At 71.2% G+C, this 15,781-nt stretch carries 16 protein-coding genes and 1 tRNA gene; 11 read left to right on the top strand and 6 right to left on the bottom strand.

Features of this window, described 5'->3' with window-relative positions:
• Window positions 1-58 precede the first annotated feature (58 nt).
• Window positions 59-131, bottom strand: a tRNA-Arg gene (locus tag ACQPZF_RS03265).
• A 370-nt stretch (window positions 132-501) separates the two neighbouring features.
• Between ACQPZF_RS03265 and ACQPZF_RS03270 the strand changes: the two genes are divergently transcribed.
• Window positions 502-1,194, top strand: a complete 693-nt coding sequence (locus ACQPZF_RS03270) for a hypothetical protein (protein WP_433268069.1) — start codon at window positions 502-504, stop codon at window positions 1,192-1,194.
• 18 nt (window positions 1,195-1,212) lie between these two features.
• Window positions 1,213-1,956, top strand: a complete 744-nt coding sequence (locus ACQPZF_RS03275; protein WP_433268071.1) for an FkbM family methyltransferase — start codon at window positions 1,213-1,215, stop codon at window positions 1,954-1,956.
• Window positions 1,957-2,014: 58 nt separating this feature from the next.
• On the opposite strand, the gene ACQPZF_RS03280 is transcribed toward ACQPZF_RS03275, so the two are convergent.
• Window positions 2,015-5,194, bottom strand: a complete 3,180-nt coding sequence (locus ACQPZF_RS03280) for a penicillin acylase family protein (RefSeq protein WP_433268073.1) — start codon at window positions 5,192-5,194, stop codon at window positions 2,015-2,017.
• Window positions 5,195-5,546: 352 nt separating this feature from the next.
• On the opposite strand from ACQPZF_RS03280, the gene ACQPZF_RS03285 reads away from it, so the two are divergent.
• Window positions 5,547-6,194: a response regulator gene (locus ACQPZF_RS03285; protein ID WP_433268075.1), complete on the top strand. Its 648-nt coding sequence runs from the start codon at window positions 5,547-5,549 to the stop codon at window positions 6,192-6,194.
• A 77-nt stretch (window positions 6,195-6,271) separates the two neighbouring features.
• Here ACQPZF_RS03285 and ACQPZF_RS03290 read toward each other — a convergent pair whose 3' ends face one another.
• Complete coding sequence (locus ACQPZF_RS03290) at window positions 6,272-7,738, bottom strand: diguanylate cyclase (RefSeq protein ID WP_433268077.1); 1,467 nt, start codon at window positions 7,736-7,738, stop codon at window positions 6,272-6,274.
• Window positions 7,739-7,839: 101 nt separating this feature from the next.
• Window positions 7,840-8,472, bottom strand: a complete 633-nt coding sequence (bluB, locus tag ACQPZF_RS03295) for a 5,6-dimethylbenzimidazole synthase (RefSeq protein WP_433268079.1) — start codon at window positions 8,470-8,472, stop codon at window positions 7,840-7,842.
• Between the two features lie 102 nt (window positions 8,473-8,574).
• Here bluB and ACQPZF_RS03300 point away from each other — a divergent pair, with 102 nt between their 5' ends.
• Window positions 8,575-8,880, top strand: coding sequence for a hypothetical protein (locus tag ACQPZF_RS03300; protein WP_433268081.1), 306 nt, complete (start codon window positions 8,575-8,577; stop codon window positions 8,878-8,880).
• Here ACQPZF_RS03300 and rpsR read toward each other — a convergent pair.
• Window positions 8,828-9,061: a 30S ribosomal protein S18 gene (rpsR, locus tag ACQPZF_RS03305; protein ID WP_433268084.1), complete on the bottom strand. Its 234-nt coding sequence runs from the start codon at window positions 9,059-9,061 to the stop codon at window positions 8,828-8,830. The genes ACQPZF_RS03300 and rpsR overlap by 53 nt on opposite strands.
• Window positions 9,062-9,243: 182 nt before the next feature.
• Between rpsR and ACQPZF_RS03310 the strand changes: the two genes are divergently transcribed.
• Window positions 9,244-10,035 (top strand): hypothetical protein, encoded by a 792-nt coding sequence (locus ACQPZF_RS03310; RefSeq protein ID WP_433268085.1) that lies wholly within the window; start codon window positions 9,244-9,246, stop codon window positions 10,033-10,035.
• Here the strand turns inward: ACQPZF_RS03310 and ACQPZF_RS03315 are convergent.
• Window positions 10,032-10,676 carry a histidine phosphatase family protein gene (locus tag ACQPZF_RS03315; protein WP_433268087.1) on the bottom strand — a complete coding sequence of 215 codons (645 nt, stop codon included), beginning with the start codon at window positions 10,674-10,676 and terminating at the stop codon, window positions 10,032-10,034. The two genes, ACQPZF_RS03310 and ACQPZF_RS03315, sit on opposite strands and share 4 nt — an antisense overlap.
• Before the next feature lie 55 nt (window positions 10,677-10,731).
• On the opposite strand from ACQPZF_RS03315, the gene ACQPZF_RS03320 reads away from it, so the two are divergent.
• The 6 genes from ACQPZF_RS03320 to ACQPZF_RS03345 are packed head-to-tail and all read left to right on the top strand — an operon-like array spanning window position 10,732 to window position 15,774.
• Window positions 10,732-11,052 carry an EthD family reductase gene (locus ACQPZF_RS03320; protein ID WP_433268089.1) on the top strand — a complete coding sequence of 107 codons (321 nt, stop codon included), beginning with the start codon at window positions 10,732-10,734 and terminating at the stop codon, window positions 11,050-11,052.
• A complete protein-coding gene (locus tag ACQPZF_RS03325) occupies window positions 11,049-11,873 on the top strand; it encodes a 3-hydroxyacyl-CoA dehydrogenase family protein (RefSeq protein WP_433268091.1) in 825 nt (274 codons plus the stop codon). Before ACQPZF_RS03320 ends, ACQPZF_RS03325 begins: the two co-directional genes overlap by 4 nt.
• Before the next feature lie 10 nt (window positions 11,874-11,883).
• On the top strand, window positions 11,884-13,017 hold the full coding sequence (locus ACQPZF_RS03330; RefSeq protein WP_433268093.1) for a GNAT family N-acetyltransferase: 1,134 nt from the start codon (window positions 11,884-11,886) through the stop codon (window positions 13,015-13,017).
• Between the two features lie 30 nt (window positions 13,018-13,047).
• A complete protein-coding gene (locus ACQPZF_RS03335; RefSeq protein WP_433268095.1) occupies window positions 13,048-13,656 on the top strand; it encodes a trimeric intracellular cation channel family protein in 609 nt (202 codons plus the stop codon).
• A gap of 52 nt (window positions 13,657-13,708) precedes the next feature.
• Window positions 13,709-14,398, top strand: coding sequence for a response regulator transcription factor (locus ACQPZF_RS03340; RefSeq protein ID WP_433268097.1), 690 nt, complete (start codon window positions 13,709-13,711; stop codon window positions 14,396-14,398).
• The gene (locus ACQPZF_RS03345; protein ID WP_433268099.1) at window positions 14,395-15,774 is read left to right on the top strand and encodes a sensor histidine kinase; all 1,380 of its coding nucleotides are present in this window, start codon (window positions 14,395-14,397) and stop codon (window positions 15,772-15,774) included. Before ACQPZF_RS03340 ends, ACQPZF_RS03345 begins: the two co-directional genes overlap by 4 nt.
• Window positions 15,775-15,781 lie beyond the last annotated feature (7 nt).

Genomic DNA, 15,781 nt, shown 5'->3' on the forward strand with positions numbered 1-15,781 from the left:
ATCAGGCCCAGGCCGCGTTTCCGCTGGCCAGGGCCTGATTCACCCGGCGAAAGGTGAGTGCCCCCGGCAGGATTCGAACCTGCGACACACGGTTTAGGAAACCGATGCTCTATCCCCTGAGCTACGAGGGCGGCAACGGGCAGCGTACCGGGTGCCCTGGTGTGGGCGGCGGGGTGGGGCGGGTGTCGGCGGGTCACTCGGGTGGAGGTCGGGGGTTGCCCTGTGTGCACTGTGGGTTGCTCATCAGGGGTCGGCAGTCCGCTGTTGGGTGGAAGTGGGGTGGGCCACCTTCAAAGTGGTTGGTCCTTCGGGTAGAGACTGGGGGAGCTTTGGGACCTCGGCGGAAGACCTTCCATGAGCGGTAGACCTTGGCCTGACTTTCGGCCTGGCCCCCTCGGGGCCTTTGGGGCCTGGTGGCGGCGGCAGCGGGGGCGGGGTGGGGGTGAGGAGTTCACGTTCGACCCTCCCTCCTCGTCTCACCAGCATGCCTTCGAGACGCCGTTGCCCAGTGCGGTCTACGGGTTGGACTTCCGGGCTCGGTTCACGGTGCACTGGCGGCTCGACCTGACCACCGGCGCCCGGCACAACGTGCCTCGTAGTGCTGCCATCAACGACATCGTCCGGCGCGCCCGGGAGGTCACCGAGCGGGCCATGCTGGTGCACCACGCGCCCCTCCAGCACCAGTTGGGGGACGAGCTCGCCGCTGAACGGCAGGTTGAGGGCACGCATGTCTGGGCTCGTGCCGAAGGGGTCGAGCTGTCCGTGGACGACGGCGACCTGGAGATGGCTCGCAAGCACATCGAGCTGTTGCAGACCACCACCGTCCGGCAGGCCGAACGGGATGCCGAACGGGCTGAGATCCGGTATCTCCGGGACGAGGTGCTGACCGACCTGTCGACCGCGACGATCTGGTGGCTGCACCGCAACGGGTACCAGGTCGAGCAGGCCGTCGCGTTGGCCCAGCAGCTCGGTGAACTGGTGCGGATCGCTTCGCAGCGCCGGGATCGGCACTGGGCCGACACCTTGGTGACCAGCTTCGAGAGCGCCCTCCCCCGGTTGTCCGACGGGCATCGCCAAGACCTTCGGCTGCACCTCGCCAAGGCGTTGGGGATCTACGGCGGGGCGTCCGTCGCCACGGAGTTCGCCGAGCAGGTCGGACTTCCTCATCAGAACGGGGCGAAGCCGCTGCCCTGATTTCTCTAGTGTGGTTGCGTGAACCACAATCTGACCGAGGTGCGCGGCGCCGCCGTGGCGGGCGCGTTGCGCGTGCTGGCCCGGGTGACGCCGTTCATCGAACCCGAGTTGATCGGCCTGCGCGACGTCGTGCGGCCGGGTGACGTCTGTGTCGACATCGGCGCCGCGCTCGGCCTCTACACCGTGTCCCTGTCCCGCCTTGTCGGTCCACAAGGGACAGTCCACAGCGTCGAACCCCTGGTGTTCGCCCACCCCGCGCTGTCCTACCTGTTGCGGCCACGGGAAGGGCGCAACATCGTGCGGCACTCCGTGGCCCTCGGCGCGCGGGAGGGCCGGGACGTCATGAGCGTCCCGGTGCGGCACGGGGTGCCGGTCACCGGGCGGTCGTTCCTCACGGCCGGCGCGAAGGGGCTCGGGTCCAACGTGGAGTTCACCGAGCACCTCGAAGTCGTGGTGCGGACGGACACCCTGGACCGGTTCCGCGCCGAGCACGGGATCGAGCGGCTGGATTTCGTCAAGGCCGACGTCGAGGGCGCGGAACTCCATGTCCTGCAAGGCGGCGAGGAGACCATTGAGAGGTTTCGACCGAAACTTCTCCTGGAGGTCGAAGAACGCCACGTGCGGCGGTTCGGGTACCGCGCGCAGGACGTCGCCGACTGGCTCGGTGAACGCGGCTACCGCATGCGCGCCTGGCAGTGCAACGCCTGGCAGCCGATCGACCGGATAAGGCCTGACGTGCGCAACTACCTGTTCCAGGGCTAGCCGGACAGCGGAAGACCCCGGTCCCTGGGGGTGGACCGGGGTCTTCCTGCGGACCGGCCTACGTGATGTAGACCTCAAGCTCGTACAGCGAGTATCCGTAACTCGTGGCCCGTTGGATACCGGTCATTCGTACGAATCGTGCCGTGGTCGGTGGGAACGCGACCACGTCCTGGTCGCCATTGCCCGCACCGATCGTGGAAACCTCCCGCCACCGCGTGCCGTCGGCCGACACCTCGATCCGATACGACTTGGCATAGGCCGCTTCCCAACGGAGCACGACCCGGCCGACGGTGCGCGGCGCGCCCAGGTCCACCTGGAACCACTGGCCGTCGGTCCAGTCGCTGGCCCACCGCGTGTCCGGCTTCCCGTCCACGGCGTTCGCGGGCGGCGAGTGGTGCCGGCCGCGCTCGTGGCTGCTCGCCGAGGCCACCGCGCCGGCCGCCAGGTTCGCGAGGCTCGTGCCGCGCCGGGACGGGAACTGCACCACCTGCTGGTAGGTGGGCCGGTTCTGCCAGTGGACCTTCTCGTGCGTGATGCCGCCCATCGCCCGGTGGATGATGGTGTCCGCGCACCACTGGTCGCCCGCCGCGCAGTCCGCGTCACCGGGATACACGGTGGTCGCGGGCACGGCCGCCGCCTGCGCGAGGCTGTCCAGCAGGACCTGGCGGCACGACGCCGCAGTCCCGCCGCCGCAGTACTTCGCGCCCAACGGCCCGGCGACGTCGTCCCTGAGCACGGCCCGCAGGTCCTTGTCGACGTAGCTCCACCAGCCATATTGGAACGAGGAACCCTTGTGCGGCGCGGCTCCGTGCGTGTCCGACGGTGCCTCGTCCACCTGCAAGGCGTGCGTCAGGTGCGTGTACAGCGCATCGCCCAACCCCGGTTGGAATTGGGCCCGGACCAGGATCGGCCACCACGCGTCCAGCAGGCGGATCGCGTCGGCGTGCGCGTAGGCCTTGCTACCGCGCGAGGTCTCCTTGCGCAGCGACCCGGAACGCTGCCAGTCGCGCAACGTGCCCACGGCAGCCACCAGCGCCGGATCGGTCACGGTGGCGGTGTCGATGACCCGCAACAGGTCCGGCAGCACCTGCTCGGCACGCAGGTCCGCGACGCCCGCCTCGGCCATCGCCTGGGTCAACGACGTCCGGGTCGCCTTGCGGCCACCGGAGACCAGCGCCCGCACCCGGTCGTCCAGCAGGTCGCCCCGGTGCACGGAGCCGTTGCCGTAGCCGGCGGCGGTGTAGTCCAGGGCCTGCTTGTTGTTCCACGAGATGTAGTAGTCCTGGTTCACCGAGTTCGGGTGCTGGTCGAACGGCGTGTAGGACGCCGTGTTGCGGTCGGGATTCCAGCCCACCCACTCGTTGGTCTGCTCCGCCTTGATCGGCAGGTTCGGGTCCACGTGCGGCCTCCGGACCGGGTTCGCGCCGGAGTTGAAGTACGCGGTGTCCTCCGAGTCGACGTAGAACCAGTTGAACGCGTAGCCGATGTGCTCGGCGGCGCGCTGGAAGTCCTGCGCGGACCTGATCGCGTCGGGATCGTTCAACTCCTGGAACCCGACGATCGAGTCCACCTCGTGCAGGTACGTCGAGCGCAGCGAGGCGTACGCCACGTGCTTGCCGTCGACCTGCGCACGGCTCTGCACCAGGCCGTACTTGGTGCGGTACATGACGAGCGTGTACGAGCCGGCGGGTGTCGGGTCGGCGACCGACGACTTCCACGCGTTCTTGCGCTCGATCCGTTCCATGGGAAGGCATTGCGCGTGGTACCGGTAGTGCAGGGACGCGGCTGTGGCGGGCCGCCCGTCCGGTTCGCACAGCTCCACGGCGTAGGTGTCGGTGATGTCCTGGCCCGCCGACGTGGCGCTCCACGAGTAGTCGACGCCCCGACCGAGCTGCACGTACATGCTCACACCCGCGAACGACACCCCGCGTGCCCGGATGCCCGGACCGTGGAGTTCTTGCAGCATCAGCAGTTGCGGCGCGAAGTAGCCGGTCTGCGGTCCCCACACGGCGATCGGGTTGCCGGTGTCGGTGTGCGCGCCGGACACGGCCAGCGCGTTCGACATGCCGTGCTTCCTGGTCAACAGGTCGGCGGGCAGCACGCCGTCCGCGAAGATCCCTTGCACGGCCTTGAGATCGGCCGGAACATCCACTGTGGACTGTCGTGATGCGGTCTGGTCGTAGACCATCCGCTCCGGTGTCACCGCGCCGTCGGGCAACGCCACGCCCCGCGGATCGGCGGGTGTCGTCGCGTACGGGAAGCGTTGGCCGTCGTGCAGGGTCAGCACGGATTCCGGATCGTTCTGCTCGCGGAACGATCGCCACACCTGCTCGCCGAGCGCCGCGCCGTAACGGTTCTGCGCGGCCAGCTTGACCAGCGCGTTCTGCACCTCGCCACCGCCGCCCGCGCCGAACAGCCCGCCGACGACGGCCGCGATCGCGACCAGGTCCGTGGTCTTGAACGGCTGGATGTCGTTCCGGTTGGTGATCGCGTCGGCGTGTCCGGTGAGGACGTATTCGCCGGGGAAGTACCGGCCGTTCACCGACGCCGTGAGGTACGCGTTGATGCCGGCCACGTAGTCCGTCACGTCCCGCAGGGCCTGTTGTCCGCGCGGGCCTTGGGCGGCGACCTGGTCGATCTGCTGTTGCAGGTCCGCCTCGGTGTACGGGATCTGGTTGAAGAAGCTCTGCTCCAGCGCCCGGTTGCCCTCGGCGCCGCCCGCGAAACCGGTGAGCTGACCGCGTCCGAGGTGGCGGAACAGGTCCATCAGCCACAGCCGGTCCTGCGCGGCGGCGTAGCCCGCGCCGAATTCCGTGCCGGACCGGGTGGTGCCGTAGATGTGCGGCATGCCCAGGGTTTTGTCACGGACGATGGTGACGTCCGCACGCGGCTTGACGGTGCTTTCCACCTGGTCGGCGGGCACGCCGAAGGAAGCGTCGTTGAAGAACGCGCCGAGCTGGTCGTTGGTCAGGCCGGGGTGGCCCGAGACCAGCGCGTCGTACTTGCCGAGCTGGTCGGCGGAGTGCGCGGGACGGGTGCCCAGCGCTTTGTGCGCCAGGATCTCGGCGAGCGTGGCGTTGCCGTTCTGGCCGGGCGGCAGCAGGTCGTGGCACTGGCCCAGGCAGTGGTCGTCGGGGGTGAACGCGGTCGTCCTGGGCGCCGCCTCGGCGGCGGGGACGGTGACGGCGGCCGTGGCGAGGAATGCGACCACGGCCAGGGATCGGGCGGCTCTCCGCATGACGCGAAGCTCCTTCCGGGGCAGGGTTCGTGTGACGCACGTTACTGACAAGTACGGATTCGCGAAAGTCCTTCGCGTTCGGTTCGGCTCCGCCGATCGGGTGTTGACCTTCACCGGGTGGTCGCCGGTCGGGAAACGAACGCTTCGTGGACGACAAGCCCTACGTCCTGTTGCCGCGTGCACGCCAGGAAGTTGCGCGGGCGCCCGGCTGACCTCGGCTATTTCCTGGCAACTGTGAAAAGGCTGTGCCACAGCGGTTCCGTGGTGAGATAACGGTGAATTAACGTCAGCTTGCGTGTTCGTGCGCGATGCTGAGCGAGTACGAACACGAAACGCCGAAGCGGGAGGCGTCGTGATCAAGGTGATGCTGGCCGATGACGAAGACCTCGTCCGGTCCGGTCTTCGCATGATCCTCAGCAGCGCCGGTGACATCGAGGTCGTGGCCGAATGCGACGACGGGCACCTGGTGGCCGACCTGGCCCGCCAGCACCGCCCGCACGTCGTGCTGCTGGACATCCGGATGCGGTCCTCGGACGGGCTGATGGCGCTGCGCCGGCTGCGGGCCATCCCCGATCCGCCGAAGATCGCCATGTTGACCACGTTCGATGTGGACGAATACGTGTCCGAGGCGCTGCGGCTGGGCGCGTCGGGCTTCCTGCTGAAGGACACCGAGCCCGAGCAGCTCGTCCGGGCGGTCCGGGACCTCGCGCTCGGCGGGGCCGTGCTCGACCCCGGCGTGGCGGCGCGCGTGCTGGCCGCCGTGGCCGACGGCGAACGGGCGGCCGAGCCCGCGCGGCGGCTGCTCGCGTCGCTGTCCGAACGCGAACGTGAAGTGCTGGTCCTGATCGGACAGGGCATGTCGAACGCGGAGATCGGCGGGACGCTGCACCTGTCGGAGGCCACCGTCAAGGGCTACGTGTCGTCGGTCCTGGGCAAGATCGGCGCGGTCAACCGGGTGCAGGCGGCGCTGGTCGCGTTCCGGGGCGGGCTGATCGCCTAATCCGTCGCGCGACGGGAGACCGGTCGGATCGCGCGACGGGAGGCCCTGTTGCCCACGATCGGGCGAAGCGGAGCCGGCTAGCCGTTGCGGACGGTCGCCGGCAGCTCGACCGTCGGCTCCACTTCCACGCGGTTGCGGCCGTGCCGCTTGGCCCGGTAGAGGGCCATGTCGGCCGCCGCGAAGAGCTGGTCCAGCTTGGCCGGGCCCGCCGCCACCCCGATGCTCACGGTGGGGCGGCGGATGGAGCCCAGCACCATGGTCCAGTCGTGCCCGTCCACCGCCGCGCGGATGCGCTCGGCCACCGTCGGGCCCACGTCGTGCGAGGCGCCGTCGGCGTCGCCCAGCAGGACCACGAACTCGTCGCCCGCCCACCGGGCCACCAGGTCGCCGGCCCGGCACTCGCGGCGCAGGAGCTGGGCGATCTCGCGCAGCGCCGCGTCGCCCGCCGCGTGCCCGGCGTCGTCGTTGACGCCCTTGAACCAGTCCACGTCCACCAGCACCAGCCACGGAACCCGGCCGCGGGCGGCGGTGCTCTCCAGCAGGCCGGCGGCGGCGCGTTCGAGGCCCAGGCGGTTCGCCAGGCCGGTCAGCGGGTCGCGCGCGGCGGCCTCCTGCGCCGCCACGGCCAGCCGTTGCGCCTGCACGGCCACCCGGCGCTGCTCCAAGGCCTGCGCCAAACCCTCCTGGAGGGTCTCGGTGGCCGTCCGGCCCGCGGCGACCGAGCAGCGCAGCGCGGTCGACTCGCCCACCGGGTCGTTCATCCGGGCGCAGATGTCGGCCAGGTCCAGGGAGAACCTGAGCAGCAGGGACGTGTCGTTGATCGCCTCGGCAGCCGCCACCGCCCGGCTGGCCAGGGTGCGCGCCTCGGTCAGCTCGTCCTGGTCCCGCCGCACCACCGCGAGCACCCAGTTGGCGACCGCCTGCGCCCATTTGTCGTCCGCCTTGGTCGCCTGGTGCAGGGTTTCGAGGGCGGCCTCCTCGGCCTCGGCCAGCTCGCCGACGCCCGCCAGGGAGCGGCTGTACGCGCCCAGCAGCGCGCGGCGCATCTGCGTGTCGTGTGACAGCTCCAGTCCTTCCCTCAGGTAGTCCCGGGCCTCGGCGAAGATGGCCGGCGCGAGTTCCGGCGGCGACGAGATGGCGCGGAAGTTCAGCGTGCCGCCCAGGCCCTGGAGGCAGTGGCCGAGCACTTCGGGGACGTTCGCGCGGCGGGCCACCTGCACGGACAGCCGCAGCATGTCGACGGCGGCCCGGCGGTTGCCGATGCCCTCCAGCAGGTAGGCGAGGGCGTGCATGGCCTGCGCGGCGGCCGGGCTGTCGGCGTGCTCGGCGTCCAGGTCGGTCCAGCCCTCGGCGGCCAGCTCCAGCGCGAGCGGGATGCGGCCCAGCCGCCACGCCAGCTTGGCCCGGTTGACCAGCACCGCGGAGCGGGCCCAGCGGTCCGCGCCGGGCGGGACGCGGCTCACCACCTCGTCGAACAGCGTGTTCGCCTCCGGCAGGCGGCCAGCGTTCAGCAACGCCTTGACCTCAAGGTCCTGTTGGGGCACCGCTATCAGCGGATCTCGCTGCTCCACTCGTGCTCGACACTCCATTCCGACTCGGCGGACGGGTACGCGGGCCCGCCCGCCAGCGGCACGGCCTCAACAGGCTACCGGGATGAACGCCGTGTGTACCGCTCCTGGTGCAGCACGTCCTCAAGGGGCAGGCGGTTGCGCCAGCCGTGACGCTCCAGATCAGGGGTGTCGGGGAGGGCGTCGACGGGGCCCACGCACAGCCACGCCACCGGGCGGACGGCCGGCGGGATGTCCAGCAGGCGGCGCAGCTCGTCCTCGCGGTAGAAGCTCACCCAGCCGACGCCCAGGCCCTCGGCGGTGGCCGCGAGCCACAGGTTCTGGATGGCCAGGCACACCGAGTACAGGCCCGCGTCGGCGATGGCGTGCCGGCCCAGCACGGCGGGCGCGCCGCGTTCCGGGTCGTAGGTGACGACCACGCCCAGAGTGGACTCCAGGATGCCCTCGACCTTGATCCGGGCGAACGTCTCGGCGCGCTCGCCGTCCAGTTCGGAGGCGAACACGCTGCGCTCGGCCTGCACGTGGTCGCGGAACGCGCGCCGGGTGTGCTCGTCGCGCACGACGATGAAGTCCCACGGCTGGGACAGGCCCACGCTGGGGGCCGCGTGCGCCGCGCTGAGCACCCGTCGCAGCACGTCCGGCGGGATCGGGGCGCCGGTGAACTCACCCCTGGTGTCCCGGCGGCGGTGCAAGACGTCGTAGAAGCTCATTCGGACGATCGTGCCTCACGCGATCCGGTGAACTCCGCACGTGTGCGGTGGCGTGCGTCTCAACCGGGCGTTGAATGGTCCGCCATGTCGACAGTCGGCGGTGTGCACGGGTCAGCGCTCGGTTTCGCGGGTGGGGTGGGCGCGACAGTGGTCGCCGGCAACTGGCCGTCGGCCGCGCTGGTGCTGCTCGCGGCCGTGGTGGTGGCGGTGTCGCTGGTCACCACGCCGATCGGCGCGGTGCTCACGGTGGTGCAGTGCTGGGGCCTGTACGGCAGCTTCGTGGTCGGCTCGCAGGGCCACCTGGTGCTGGACTGGCCCGCGCTGGCGGTGCTGGCGGCGGCCGGCACCGCCTCGCTCAGCGGCCTTGTGAGGGATAGGGCAGCAGCGCCATCTCCCGCGCGTTCTTGATCGCGGTCGCGACCTGCCGCTGCTGCTGGGGCGTCAGCCCGGTGACGCGGCGGGAGCGGATTTTGCCGCGGTCGGAGATGAACTTGCGCAGCAGGTTGGTGTCCTTCCAGTCCACAGTGGTCACGCCCTCCTTGCGGAGGAGGTTGACCCGTTTCTTGGGAGGGCGTTCGATCTTGGGCACGGCGTTCTCCTGCCAACTCGACTTGCCGGTACCGGTAGCTCACCGTTGTGCGCCGGCTCCCGCAACCGGAGGGGGCCGCGGGCGCGCTGTGGGAGTCTGACAGCAGCCGTTGTGCGGCACCGCGTCGCTAGGCCAGAGTCACGTGCGTGGCGATCAAGCGTCGTAAGGCTCGCGGGTTACCGGTGTCCACCCGCATCCGGCACGTGTGGGAAGCCGTCACCACGGCATTGGCCCTGCTCACCGGGATCTACCTGATCCTGACCACCATCGAGCCCACCCGCGTGGTGCTGGAACGCTACGTCGGCAAGCTCGACCAGCAGGGTCTGGTGGCGCTCGTCGCGGTGATGCTGGAGGTCGCCACGATCGCCGTCTACCAGCTCGGGCGGGAGGTGCGGTCGCTGCGCGCGGCGGTCACCACCCGGGCCGGGGAGGACGTCACGCACTCGATCGCCGACGTGCTGGCCGCGGCCCGGTGGGACGCCGTCGGCCGGCGTCGGCGGCGGGTGGAGGTGCTCGGGCTGACGCTGAACACCACGTGGCCGATGCTGGCCACCTGGCTCACCTCGCACGACCGGCCCACCGGGTGGCACCTCACGCTGTACTGCCTCGATCCCGCGTTCGTCGAGCGGTCCGGCGAGCTGCCCGCCGAGTGGTCCGGCGAGGCGCGGCGCAGTCAGGAGCGGATCAGGTCGTTCCTGGACGAGGAGGGGGACGAGCTGCGGCGGCGCGGGATCACCGTCGAGCTGAAGGCCTACGCGTGCGTGCCGATCGCCCACGGGTTCCGGTTCGGCGACGGGACGGTGTTCCTCTCCTACCTCCAGTGGACGGACAACGGGCGCATCCGGCCGTTCGAGTTCTACGACCGGGTCGCGCCCGACGACACGTCACCGCGGGCCGGCCACTACCGCGACCTGTACGATAGCTGGCTCGCCCGCGCCGAGGCGAAGGTCGTCCACGGCACGCCGGCGGCCTAGACCTGGGTCTCGCCGTCCGGCGAGGCGCGCCACTGGCTGAACGGCCGGTCGAGGGCCCAGCGGGCGCCGTCGTGGGTCAGCACCCGGTGTTCGCAGGTCTCCAGGTTGGACAGGGACTCGAACAGCTCGATGCTCCAGCCGAACAGGCGGCGGCACAGCAGGCGGATGGTCAGGCCGTGCGAGACGACCAGCGCCGTGTCCGGGTGGTCGGGGCGCGTCATGCGGGTCTCCAGGTCGACCAGGAACGCGGCCAGCCGGTCGTCCACGTCCGCGCCCGACTCGCCGTTGGGCAGCCGGAAGAAGAAGTGGCCGAAGGCGTGGCGCTGGTGCTTGAGCACCTCCTGCTGCACGGGGTCCTGGAGGTTGCCCCAGTCCTGCTCCCGCAGCCGGGGTTCGGCGACCACGCGCTCGGCCTGCGCGCCCAGGTCCAGCCCGCGCAGCGTGGCTCGGGTGCGCACGTACGGGCTCACGTAGACGGCCACGGGGGCGTCGCCGAGCAGGGTCTTGACGCGTGGTCCGGCCTCGACGGCCTGGTCTTCGCCCAACGGCGTGAGGGGCAGGGAGTGGTCGGGTACCCGGCAGTACGCCAGTTCGTCGATGTTGCCCAGGCTCTGCCCGTGGCGCAGCAGGATGATCCGCACCTTGCCATCGTGCCGATGTTACAGTCCGGCGGCGAAACCGGACGGAAGGTGTCACATGATCAAGTACATCGCGCTGTACCGGAAGCCCGCGAACCCCGACGAGTTCGACGAGGCCTACTTCACCTCCCACCTGCCGCTGGTCGCCAAGACACCCGGCCTGGTCCGCGTCGAGGTGGCCAAGGTCGGCCGGGTCCTCGTGCCCGGCTTCCTGGGCGAGCACGAGCCGCACCTCGTGGCCGAGCTGTACTTCGCGTCCGAGGCCGACATGAAGGCCGCGTTCGCCTCCCCGGAGTGGCAGGCGGCAGGTGCGAACCTCACCGAGATCGGCGGTATGGAACTGGTCGCCATGTTCGCCGCGGAGGTCGTCGGAGCATGATCACGGTGGTGGTCGGCGGCGGCACGATGGGCGCGGGCATCGCGCACGTGCTGCTCGCCGGAGGGCACGAGGTGGTGCTGGCCGAGTCCGGCGCGGAACGGGTCGCCGCCGCGCGGCGGGCCGTCGAGACGTCGCTCGCCAAGGCGGTGGAGCGGGGCAGGCTGGACCGCGACCCCGAGGAGCTGCTGGCGAACCTCACGGTGGTCGAGCAGTTGGCCGACGTGCCCGCCGAGCTGGTCATCGAGGCCGTGCCGGAGGACATCGCGCTGAAGCGCCGGGTGCTCACGGCAGCCGCAAACGCTTGCCCCGACGCCGTCCTGGCGTCCAACACCTCGTCGCTGTCCATCGGGGAACTCGCCCGCGGCCTGCCCGGCGAACGGGTCCTCGGCATGCACTTCTTCAACCCCGTGCCGGTGCAGGGGCTGGTCGAGCTGGTGCGCCACGACGGCCTCTCGCCGGCCGTCCTCGCCAAGGCCCGCAAGTGGGCCGAACAGCTCGGCAAGACCGTCATCGAAGTCCGGGACAGCCCCGGTTTCGCGACCTCCCGGCTGGGCGTCGCGGTCGGCCTGGAGGCGATCCGGATGCTCGAAGAGGGCGTCGCCACCGCCGACGACATCGACACCGGGATGCGGCTGGGCTACGGCTGGCCGATGGGTCCGCTGCGGCTCACCGACCTGGTCGGCCTGGACGTCCGGCTGGCGATCGCCGAGCACCTGACCGCCGAACTGGGGCCGCGGTTCGAGCCGCCGGGGCTGCTGCGGGACAAGGTCGCGCGCGGAGAACTCGGCCGGAAGACCGGACGGGGCTTCTTCACCTGGTAAGCAAGAGGACGTGCAGATCAGGGAACTGAGCGACAACGACGCCGACGACGTCCGCAGGCTGCGCAAGGTCGCCTTCGGCTCCGCCTCCGAGGAGGACCCCGTGCGGCCCGGCAGGCGCGGGCTGATCGCCGAACTGGACGGGCGTCCGGCGGCGGTGCTGACCATCAACGACTTCCACCAGTTCTACGGCGGCGCGCCGGTGCCCATGGCCGGCATCGGCGGCGTCGCCGTCGACCCGCACGCGCGCGGCCGGGGCGTGGCCACCGGGCTGCTCGACCGGTCGCTGGCGGACCTGCGCGAGCACGGGCAGCCGCTGTCCGCGCTGTACGCGACGGTGCCCTCCGTCTACCGGTCGCGCGGCTGGGAGCGGGCCGGGGTGTTCGAGTGGCTGGACGTCACGATCGACCGGCTGCCCGCCGCGCCCCGGACCGTCGCGCGGCCCGCCGGGGAAACCGACCTGGACGCCCTGCACGCCTGCTACGTCGACCTGGCGTCCACGGTCAACGGGCTGCTCGACCGGTCGCAGCCCGCGATCGACGTGGCCGACGTGCTCAAGCTGGACATCGTGTCCGTGGCGCCCGGCCACGACGGCGAGGTGCGCGGCTACCTCACCGCCGAGCGCAACCGCGACGGGCTGCGGGTGTTCGACCTCATCGGGCGGGACGCGGCGACCCAGCTCGGGCTGCTGAGCGAGCTGACGAGCTGGGCGGGCCTGCTGGACCAGGTGTCGCTGCGGGTGACCGACCCGGCGGTGACCGGGCTGCTGACCAACCAGGGCCTCCGGTACACCGTGAACACCTCGACGTGGCTGCTGCGGGTGGTCGACCTGCCGGCGGCCGTCGCGGCCCGGGGCTGGCCCGCCGCGGAGGGGCTGAAGCCCGCCGCGGTGGACCTGGACGTGGTGGACGAGCACGCGCCGTGGCACGCGGGCCGGCAGCGGCTGGTGGTGGACGACGGGTCGGTGCGGATCGAGCCGGGCGGCAGCGGGGCGGTGCGGCTGCATGCCAGGGCGCTCGGGCCGTGGTTCAGCGGGATGCAGGACAGCCACGCCCTGCGCCGGGCCGGCCTGCTGGACGGTCCCGCCGGGTTGCTCGACCGGTTGGTCGGCGCGCCGGGCGTGCCCCGGTTGGCGGACTTCTTCTAGCCTGCCTGGCGTGACCGCCCCGGACCCGCCGTGCTGACCGTGCTGGAACTGATCGGGATCGCCGCGTTCGCCGCGTCCGGCGCGGTGGCCGCGGTGCGTGCCCGGCTCGACGTGTTCGGCGTGATCGTGCTGGCTTTGACCACGGCACTGGGTGGCGGGCTGATCCGGGACATCCTGCTCGGCGTCCGCCCGCCCTCGGCCCTGGTGACGTGGCCGTACCTGGCGGTGGCGGGCGGGACCGGGCTGATCGTGTTCTGGTTTCACCCGACCGTGGAGAAGCTCCGGCGGTCCGTGCTGCTGCTGGACGCGGTCGGGCTGGGCCTGTTCGTCACGGCCGGCACGTCCACCGCGCTGTCGCTGGGCGCGCCGCCGTACGCCGCGTGCCTGGTCGGCATGACGACCGGCATCGGGGGCGGCGCGCTGCGGGACGTGCTGCTGCGCGAGATCCCACTCGTGCTGCGGCGGGAGATCTACGCTGTGGCGGCCTTGGGCGGGGCGATGATCGTCGCTCTGGGAAACTGGCTGAAGCTGCCTGCCGGACCAGTCGCCATTCTTGGTTCGGTTCTGATAGTCGGGGTCAGGGTTATCGCGCTCTGGCGAAAATGGAACGCTCCCATAGCCAAGAAACTTGACGGCTAGCTCACACCGGCTTCTCAGGCGGCTCTCAGGACGAAGGGCGAGACTGAACCCCATGCGCATCCTCGTTGTCGACGACGACCGGGCCGTGCGTGAGTCGCTTCGCCGCTCACTGCAGTTCAACGGCTATCAGGTGGAACTGGCCGGTGACGGCCGGCAGGCCCTCGAATCGGTCGTCGCCCAGCGTCCGGATGCGATGGTCCTGGACGTCATGATGCCCCGCCTGGACGGGCTGGAGGTGTGCCGCCGGCTGCGCAGCACCGGCGACGACCTGCCGATCCTGGTGCTGACCGCGCGCGACGCGGTGTCCGACCGGGTGTCCGGCCTGGACGCGGGCGCCGACGACTACCTGCCCAAGCCGTTCGCCCTCGAAGAGCTGCTGGCCAGGCTGCGGGCGCTGCTGCGGCGGGCCGCCAAGGACGCCGAGGAGCCGGCGGGGGCCGTGCTGCGGTTCGCCGACCTGGAACTCGACCCCGGCACGCGGGACGTGCGGCGCGGCGAGCGGCCGATCAGCCTCACCCGGACCGAGTTCGCGCTGCTGGAGCTGTTCCTGGCGCACCCCAAGCAGGTGCTCACGCGCGGCCGGATATTGGAGGACGTCTGGGGCTACGACTTCCCGACCTCCGGCAACGCGCTGGAGGTGTACGTGGGCTACCTGCGCCGCAAGACCGAGGCGGAGGGCGAGCCCCGCCTGCTGCACACCGTGCGCGGCGTCGGCTACGTGCTGCGGGAGACCCCTCCGTGATCAATGCCGCCAACGGGCGGTTCCAGCGGGTCTCCCTGCGGGCACGGGTCACGCTGCTGGCGGCGTTCTGCGTGGCCGGCGTGGTCGGCGTCGTGTCCCTGGGCGCCTACATGACCGTCAGCAGCAACATGGACGAGCAGCTCAACCTGAGCCTGCGCCAGCGCGCCGAGTCCGCGGTGAACGCGCCCCGGGTGGACAACAACGTCACGCAGATCCCCGGCGCGTTCCTGGCGGCGGGCGACGTGCGGATCGGTCTGCTCAGCGTGGACGGCGAGATGCAGTACCCGAAGGGCACCGTCGCGCCGCCGTGGAACGTGGACGACCTGGAGGTGGCGCACGGCGTGAAGCTGGAGAACCTGTGGGACGACACCCGCAGCGGCTTCCGGGTGATCTCCGTGCAGTACGAGGACGAGCGGGCGATGGTGATCGCCCAGTCGCTGAAGCCGTTGAACACCACCCTCGGGAAGCTGTCCGTGGTGCTGTTCGTGATCAGCGGCCTCGGCGTGCTGGTCGCGGCGGCGGCGGGCACGGCGGTGGCGCGCACCGGGCTGCGGCCCGTGCAGCGGCTGACCGAGGCGACCGAGCGGGTGGCGATGACCGGCGACCTGCGGCCGATCCCGGTGACCGGCGACGACGAGCTGGCGCGGCTGACCCAGCGGTTCAACGCGATGCTGACCGCGGTCGCGGACTCGCAGGAACGGCAGCGGCGGCTGGTCGCCGACGCGGGCCACGAGCTGCGCACGCCGCTGACCTCCATGCGCACCAACCTGGAGCTGCTGCTGGCCTCGGAGCGGCCGGACGCGCCGACCTTGTCCGACCAGGACAAGGCGGAGATCAACGCCGACGTGCGGGCGCAGCTCGACGAGCTGACCACGCTGATCGGGGACCTGGTCGAACTCGCCCGCGAGGACGCGCCGCAGGTCGTGCACGAGCCGGTCGACCTGGTCGAGGTGGTCGAGCGGGCCCTGGACCGCGCGCGGCGGCGGGCGCCGGCGGACGTGAAGTTCGACGTGCGGTTGCAGCCGTGGTCGCTGCTGGGCGATTCCAGCGCGCTGGAACGGGCCGTGCTCAACCTGCTGGACAACGCGGTGAAGTTCAGCCCGTCCGGCGGCGTGGTGCGGCTGGAGCTGAAGCAGCTCGGTGACGGCAGCGTGGTGCTGGAGGTCGCGGACGCCGGACCCGGCATCGCGGACGCCGACCTGCCGCACGTGTTCGAGCGCTTCTACCGGTCCTCGGAGGCCCGCACGCTGCCGGGTTCGGGGCTGGGCCTGGCGATCGTGAAGCAGGCCGCCGAACGCCACGGCGGCGCGGCCTACGCGGGGCGTGCGCCGGAGGGCGGGGCGCTGTTCGCGCTCCGGCTGCCCGGACGCCCCTAGCCGCACG

This window comes from Actinosynnema sp. CS-041913, assembly GCF_050942485.1.
In the GTDB taxonomy this organism is placed as follows: Bacteria; Actinomycetota; Actinomycetes; order Mycobacteriales; family Pseudonocardiaceae; genus Actinosynnema.

Excerpts from the sequence above, each read along its gene's own strand:
- ACQPZF_RS03320 (WP_433268089.1), top strand. The coding sequence starts at position 10,732 with ATGATCAAGTACATCGCGCTGTACCGGAAGCCCGCGAACCCCGACGAG.
- ACQPZF_RS03340 (WP_433268097.1), top strand. The coding sequence starts at position 13,709 with ATGCGCATCCTCGTTGTCGACGACGACCGGGCCGTGCGTGAGTCGCTT.
- bluB (WP_433268079.1), bottom strand. The coding sequence starts at position 8,472 with ATGAGCTTCTACGACGTCTTGCACCGCCGCCGGGACACCAGGGGTGAG.
- ACQPZF_RS03325 (WP_433268091.1), top strand. The coding sequence starts at position 11,049 with ATGATCACGGTGGTGGTCGGCGGCGGCACGATGGGCGCGGGCATCGCG.
- ACQPZF_RS03280 (WP_433268073.1), bottom strand. The coding sequence starts at position 5,194 with ATGCGGAGAGCCGCCCGATCCCTGGCCGTGGTCGCATTCCTCGCCACG.